Consider the following 6,133-nt stretch of genomic DNA (forward strand, 5'->3'; position numbering starts at 1 on the left):
CAACCACGCACTCCCAGTAACGTCCACTACTCGCTGAAAGTTGCCAGACACCCGCCGCTACCTGCAGAAACGTCCTAACTCACCGGCATTGGCAGCTGCAGAAGTCTTGTTTGGGGCTCTGGTTTCTCGCTGAATACGGTCAACCTGCTGCGGGTACGCCATCGCAACGGCGTTCGCCAGCGCTGGCTCATCACCGCTGATGTAACCGTGCCAATACCCCTTAAGGACCACTTGGCATGCGATCTCGTGAGGGGTCGATACCGGGTCGACAGTGATGGTCGGAATTCCGTGACCGTGAATGGCGTCCGCAAGCTTGTTCCATGGCCGATCTTTGGGCTGCTGAACCTGCTCGGGCCATATGCGTGCGGTGAAAGCCCAACCTGCGGGATGTCGTGTCATGGGAGCCGCGATTAGGATAGCCTCTACCGCTGCGAGCGGTATCAACTCTCCACCCTCCGTCGAATTGTTCATCAGCGGCTCAATAAGCTGTCCGTCGTCCTCGGATTCGCTTGTCACCCAGATGAGGCGCCGTTGTATCTGGATCCACCAGCCGTTTACAGCAACCCCGAGGATTGGGACATAAAATCGAACGGCAGGGTCCATTACTCGGCGGAATACTTCTTTTCGCCGCTCGTGGTCCATGGACCTGCCCAGCCAGTGGAGGACGTAGTCCGCTGACAAACGCCCCGTCCGCGCCGCCCCGGCCACGAGTTGGCCGGCTATCCATAGCCCGTCAGCCTTGGACGCCGCACTCGGGCCAGGGTTAGCCATGGGTAGAACCTGCAGGACGGTCGCCACTTGGCCGTTCACCGGGTCAGGGACAGTCCAGGCTCCTGCCACAGGTTCCATCGAGCCGACCTGCAGGTCCGGGATGTCCACGAAAGGCAAGCCGTTGGGCTCGATATGCGAGGTCGCTCGGCGTAGCGGCTGGAAGCTACGGCCCGACAGGGTCTCAACCTCGCGTCCGACCTGGGCAAGTTTGTCCTTCAGGGCCTGACGGTCGGGGCTGCCACCGATCCGCTTCGCGACCTCATCAGCTAGGCCCTCCGACCAATGTCCCATCTGGGCAGTATATGAGGGCATGGACAACGAAACCCCGATCCACAAGCGGGCGCGATCGTACGAGCCCGAGCAGCAGAGCACCCGCGTCCCTGAGAGCAAGTCCGACCTGACGCCCCGCTTCAAGCTGATCTTCTCGACGGTGGCCGTACTGACGGTCCTGGCGCTGATCTTGAATGTGCTACTGGCCGCGTTCGGGGGCGACGCCGAGCAGGTAAAGGCCGCTGCTGAGGCATGCTCCACCACCTACATGATGGGCTTCGGGGCGATCGTGGGGCTCATCGGCGGCAAGGTGGCCTAGCTGTTCCGTCTGTAGGTGGAACGAGTGTGCCGCTGCCATCGACGAGTGGTCCACGCCTAGTCCACGCAGGCTGATCCCCGACGTGCCGGGCTGGGGCAAGGTGAGACAGGACCGATGCAGAAGGGGTGCCCCTCAGCGAGGAGCACCCCTTCTGACCAGCACGTCTATGACCTGCGGAGTGGGCGGGATCCGGGCCCACGGAGACGCTTTCGCGTCCTCACGTTTTTCAAGACCGTTCCCTTAGGCCGCTCGGGCAACCCACCTCGCTCGCGCCCACCTGGGGCGGAGCGGGTACAGCGTACCGGGCGGGCGGGGGATCGTGGGGGCATGGTCCACACGGGGTACGTGGGCCCCGGTTCGGGCCCTCGCCGTGACCGGCCTGAGGGTTGGTTCAGACGGAGCAGCCGCACTCTGATGCCGGACCACCGCAGCACGCCTCCGGCTGAACCGACGCCCGCTTCGTCGCCCGCACGATCGCCGAGTGCATGCCGTCGGCGACCCGGTGGGTCGGGGTGATCTCGATGTCGGTGAAGCCGGCCGCCCGCAGGCCCTGTCGGTACTCGGCGAAGGACAGGGCGCCGGCGATGCAGCCGACGTAGGAACCGCGTTCGGCCCTCTGTGTGGTGGTCAGGGAGTCGTCGGCCACGATGTCGGAGATGCCGATACGCCCTCCGGGCCGCAGCACTCGGAACGTCTCGGCGAACACCGCCGGCTTGTCCGTGGACAGGTTGATCACGCAGTTGGAGATCACCACGTCGATCGTGTTCGCGGGGAGCGGTACGGCCTCGATGGCCCCCTTGAGGAACTCGACATTGGTCGCGCCGGCCTTCGCCGCGTTGGCCAGGGACAGGGCCAGCATCTCCTCGGTCATGTCCAGCCCGTACGCCTTGCCGGTGGGTCCGACCCGACGGGCGGACAGCAGCACGTCGAGGCCGCCGCCCGAGCCCAGGTCCAGGACGCTTTCTCCCTCGCGCAGTTCGGCCACGGCGGTGGGGTTGCCGCAGCCGAGCGAGGCGGCGACTGCCTCTGCGGGGAGTTCGTCGCGCTCGTTCGACGCGTACAGCGTGGAGCCGAAGTTCTCGTCGACCTCGATCGCCTGCGGCCCGCAACACGCGCTCCCGCCCTCGGTGACCTTCACCGCCGCTGCCGCGTAGCGCCGGCGGACGATCTCACGTAGATCCGGATCTACGTCCAGGTCCTGGTCCTGGTCCCGGTCCAGGGAATGCTCGGTCATCTTTCGCTCCTCGAACTGCTTGCATTGGCGTTCTTCGATACAAGCCAGCTTGCGCCTTGAATCGAAAGACGTCAACATAGAGGAATGTCGAATCAAGAGCTCGAGGTGCTCGGGCAGGACTCGGACGGCGGCTGCTGTCGAGCCCCACCGCCGCCCCGCTGGGTGAGGAAGACGCCGCCGACCTGGCGAAAGTCTTCAAGGCGCTCGGCGACCCGGTACGGCTGCGGCTGCTGTCGATGATCGCTTTGCGCGAGGGTGGCGAGGTCTGCGTATGTGAGCTGACGCCTGCCTTCGACCTTTCGCAGCCCACCATCTCCCACCACCTGAAGCTGCTTCGACAGGCCGGACTCGTCGACTGCGAACGGCGCGGCACATGGGTCTACTACTGGGTGATGCCCGCCGCCCTGGATCGACTCGGCTCCTTCCTGCGACTGCCCCAGCCCCAGCCCCAGGAAGTGACCGCATGACCGCTCCAGCCCCGCCGCTGGGCCGTCGACTCGCCGCCGAAGCCATCGGTACGGGCGCTCTGGTCGCCGTGGTCGTCGGTTCCGGCATCCAGGCCACCGGGCTGTCGCAGGACGTCGGGGTGCAGTTGCTGGCCAACTCCCTGGCCACCGTCTTCGGTCTGGCCGTACTGATCACTCTGCTCGGGCCGGTCTCCGGAGCCCACTTCAATCCGGTCGTCTCCCTCGCGGTGTGGCTCACCGGTCGACGGGCCGGCGGTGGCACGCCGTTGCGGGAAGTCGCCGCCTACTCCGCCGCGCAGATCCTGGGCGCGGTCGGCGGCGCGGTAGTGGCCAACGCCATGTTCGCGGAGCCCCTGGTGAAGTGGTCCGCTCACGACCGGTCCGCCGGCCATCTGTGGCTGGGCGAGATCGTCGCGACGGCCGGGCTCGTCCTGCTCGTCCTCGGCCTGACGCGATCCGGTCGTGAACGTCTCGCTCCGGCCGCCGTGGCTTCCTTCATCGGCGCCGCCTACTGGTTCACCTCCTCGACCTCGTTCGCGAATCCGGCGGTGACCATCGGCCGCGCCTTCACGGACACCTTCGCCGGGATCGCCCCGGCCTCCGTCGGACCGTTCGTCGCCGCCCAGTTCGTGGGCGCGGCCGTCGGCCTGGTGCTGCTGACCGCGGTGTTCGGCCGCACGGCCCCTGCCGCCCACTCCGCTAACGTCGCCGTTCCGCATCCGGAGCCGGAGCCCCTCCCCGCAACCTCCGCACCGTGAGACCCCTGAGACCCTGAGCCCCCCTGAGACCCCGGAGACACCACGCCATGAACACCCCCACCCCGGCTCAGCCATCCGTCCTGTTCGTCTGCGTCCACAACGCCGGGCGCTCGCAGATGGCCGCCGCGTTCCTCACTCACCTCGCCGGAGACCTCGTGGAGGTCCGTTCCGCCGGTTCGGCCCCCGCGGACAGCGTCAACCCGGCTGTGGTGGAGGCCATGAAGGAAGTCGGCATCGACATCTCCGCCGAGATCCCGAAGGTGCTCACGACGGACGCGGTCCAGGCGTCCGACGTCGTCATCACCATGGGCTGCGGCGACACCTGCCCCGTCTTCCCCGGCAAGACCTACCTGGACTGGGAACTCACCGACCCCGCCGGACAGGGCGTCGACGCCGTACGTCCGATCCGCGACGAGATCCAGCAGCGCGTCCGGGGCCTGATCGCCGGGCTGCTGCCCGCCTGACAGCGCAGCGGGCCCAGCGCACTACCAGCGTGGGCCGTCGTCCACCCGTCGTCAGGTGGTGCCCTTCAACCGGACCCCGTTGACCGCGGCGTCGAAGACCGGCCGGTACTTGTGCCACTCGGCGTCCGGGGCGGAGAGGTAGATCACGTACTGGGTGCCGTCGGCGCTCGCGAAGGCCAGTTCCGCGGCCCGGAACTTCCGTGCCCTGCCGTCGAAGGTGAACTCCCAGTACCCGGCGGGCCGTCCCCTGAAAGTCGTCTCGGCCATCCGCACGCGCTCATAGCCGGGGTTGTCGCGCGCCGTCTGTTCCTCTTCCGTCTCCCGCCAGTGCCGCAGCGGATCGGTGCCGGCGAACTCGATGACGTTGACCCTCAGGCCCACCCGTTCCGACGGGTCCAGGTAGACGACCTCTCCGCCGGGCAGGGTGTCGCGCCTCCAGCCGTCCCGCACGGGCACGGAGACGCCGCTGTCAGGCTTCTCGAGGTGGTAACCGGCGGGCAGCGGCGGCGCGGTGGAGCCGGCGCTGACGCTCGGGTCGGGGGTCGTCGCCTCGGAGCCGGACGCGTGGCCTCCCGGCCGATCGGCCCTGCCGTTGAGCCACCACACCGCACCGCCCGCCAGACACGCGACGAGCGTCACGGCCAGGGCCGACAGCACGACCGTACGGCGACCGCGGTGGGAGCCGGCCTTTCGTGCGGGAGGCGCGAGGTCGTCGGTACGGTCCGGTCGCGTGGGCGGATCGAGGCGCTCGGTCCGTGTGCCGGTCAGCTCGGCCAGGCGGCGTTCGACCTCGTGTACGTCCATGCGCTGCTCGGGATCCTTGACCAGCAGGCCCTCGATCACGGGGCCCAGGCCTCCGGCACTGTGCGGGGGTTCGTGCGGGTCGGTGGCGATGGCGTACGCGGTCTCGATCGCGGTGGCGCGGCGGAACGGGCCCCGCCCCTCGACCACCTGGTACAGCGTCGCCCCCAGAGCCCACAGATCACTGGCGGGGCTCGTCCCGGGACGTGCGCCCCGCAGCCGTTCGGGCGCCAAGTAGCCGATGGAGCCGATCAATTCACCGGGCTTGGTCAGCGAGGACGTGCCCGACTCCATGGCGATCCCGAAGTCGGTGAGGACGATCCGCCCGTCGTCGCCGAGCAGGACGTTGGCGGGCTTGACGTCCCGGTGCAGGACCCCGGCGTCATGGGCGGCGCGCAGGGCGGAGGCCATGGCACGGCCGATCCGGGCGGCTTCGTCGGGCGGCAGCGCACCCCGCCGCTTCAGTACGTCGCTCAGCGTGACCGACGGCACGTACTCCATGACGATGCAGGGCAGGCCCTCGTCGTCGAGCACGTCGTGCACCACGATCACGTTGGGATGGGCGATCCGGGCGGCACTGCGGGCCTCGCGGCGGGTGCGCTCGTAGAGGGTCTGGACCTCGTCGTCCTGGAGGTGTGGTGGGATGTGCAGCTTCTTCAGGGCGACATGACGGCCCAGCAGCCGGTCCTCGGCACGCCACACGGTGCCCATGCCGCCACTGCCCACCCGCTCCACCAGCAGGTACCGGCCGGCGACGAGCCGCCCCTGATCGCTCACCGCGAGACCGTCCCCTTCTCTGCTTCCCATTCGCGAACAGTCCAGGTCGAGAAGGCACGATAGTCCATTCGAGTGCATGGACATGGTCAACGCGCGCTCGACACGGGGACGGAAGAGCGAGGGAGTACGCGCGCGTGGGGGCGGGTCCGGCCAGAGGGATGGCCAGAGAGGCGGGCGCCCGCGCGCTTTCCTCGGCGGGGTGAGAGAGGGTGTGGCGCTTCTCTGTCGTCTGAGGGAATCGGAGTCCTTCTCTAACCGGACCTGTTGTGGCA

At 68.1% G+C, this 6,133-nt stretch carries 6 protein-coding genes and 1 pseudogene; 4 read left to right on the plus strand and 3 right to left on the minus strand.

Annotation, left to right across the window (positions count from 1 at the left end; all coding sequences use genetic code 11):
• Positions 1–57 precede the first annotated feature (57 nt).
• Positions 58–1,062 (minus strand): hypothetical protein, encoded by a 1,005-nt coding sequence (locus ACZ7NC_RS44150; protein ID WP_471497751.1) that lies wholly within the window; start codon positions 1,060–1,062, stop codon positions 58–60.
• A gap of 19 nt (positions 1,063–1,081) precedes the next feature.
• Here ACZ7NC_RS44150 and ACZ7NC_RS44155 point away from each other — a divergent pair, with 19 nt between their 5' ends.
• Positions 1,082–1,360, plus strand: a complete 279-nt coding sequence (locus ACZ7NC_RS44155; RefSeq protein ID WP_471497753.1) for a hypothetical protein — start codon at positions 1,082–1,084, stop codon at positions 1,358–1,360.
• Positions 1,361–1,751: 391 nt separating this feature from the next.
• On the opposite strand, the gene arsM is transcribed toward ACZ7NC_RS44155, so the two are convergent.
• Positions 1,752–2,594, minus strand: coding sequence for an arsenite methyltransferase (arsM, locus tag ACZ7NC_RS44160; RefSeq protein WP_471497755.1), 843 nt, complete (start codon positions 2,592–2,594; stop codon positions 1,752–1,754).
• A gap of 84 nt (positions 2,595–2,678) precedes the next feature.
• Here arsM and ACZ7NC_RS44165 point away from each other — a divergent pair.
• The 3 genes and pseudogenes from ACZ7NC_RS44165 (at position 2,679) to ACZ7NC_RS44175 (ending at position 4,283) form a co-directional block, all read left to right on the plus strand.
• Positions 2,679–3,061 (plus strand): annotated as a pseudogene (locus ACZ7NC_RS44165) (ArsR/SmtB family transcription factor).
• Positions 2,968–3,819, plus strand: a complete 852-nt coding sequence (locus ACZ7NC_RS44170; RefSeq protein WP_471497757.1) for an aquaporin — start codon at positions 2,968–2,970, stop codon at positions 3,817–3,819. Before ACZ7NC_RS44165 ends, ACZ7NC_RS44170 begins: the two are co-directional and overlap by 94 nt.
• A 47-nt stretch (positions 3,820–3,866) precedes the next feature.
• Positions 3,867–4,283, plus strand: coding sequence for an arsenate reductase ArsC (locus ACZ7NC_RS44175; protein WP_471497759.1), 417 nt, complete (start codon positions 3,867–3,869; stop codon positions 4,281–4,283).
• Between the two features lie 51 nt (positions 4,284–4,334).
• Here the strand turns inward: ACZ7NC_RS44175 and ACZ7NC_RS44180 are convergent, their stop codons facing one another.
• On the minus strand, positions 4,335–5,891 hold the full coding sequence (locus ACZ7NC_RS44180) for a serine/threonine-protein kinase (protein WP_471497761.1): 1,557 nt from the start codon (positions 5,889–5,891) through the stop codon (positions 4,335–4,337).
• Between the last annotated feature and the right edge of the window lie 242 nt (positions 5,892–6,133).

Source organism: Streptomyces sp. NPDC111802, from assembly GCF_055634335.1.

Coding starts and splice junctions, on each gene's coding strand:
- ACZ7NC_RS44175 (WP_471497759.1), top strand. CDS start 3,867: ATGAACACCCCCACCCCGGCTCAGCCATCCGTCCTGTTCGTCTGCGTC.
- ACZ7NC_RS44150 (WP_471497751.1), bottom strand. CDS start 1,062: ATGGGACATTGGTCGGAGGGCCTAGCTGATGAGGTCGCGAAGCGGATC.
- ACZ7NC_RS44170 (WP_471497757.1), top strand. CDS start 2,968: ATGGGTCTACTACTGGGTGATGCCCGCCGCCCTGGATCGACTCGGCTC.
- ACZ7NC_RS44155 (WP_471497753.1), top strand. CDS start 1,082: ATGGACAACGAAACCCCGATCCACAAGCGGGCGCGATCGTACGAGCCC.
- ACZ7NC_RS44180 (WP_471497761.1), bottom strand. CDS start 5,891: ATGGGAAGCAGAGAAGGGGACGGTCTCGCGGTGAGCGATCAGGGGCGG.
- arsM (WP_471497755.1), bottom strand. CDS start 2,594: ATGACCGAGCATTCCCTGGACCGGGACCAGGACCAGGACCTGGACGTA.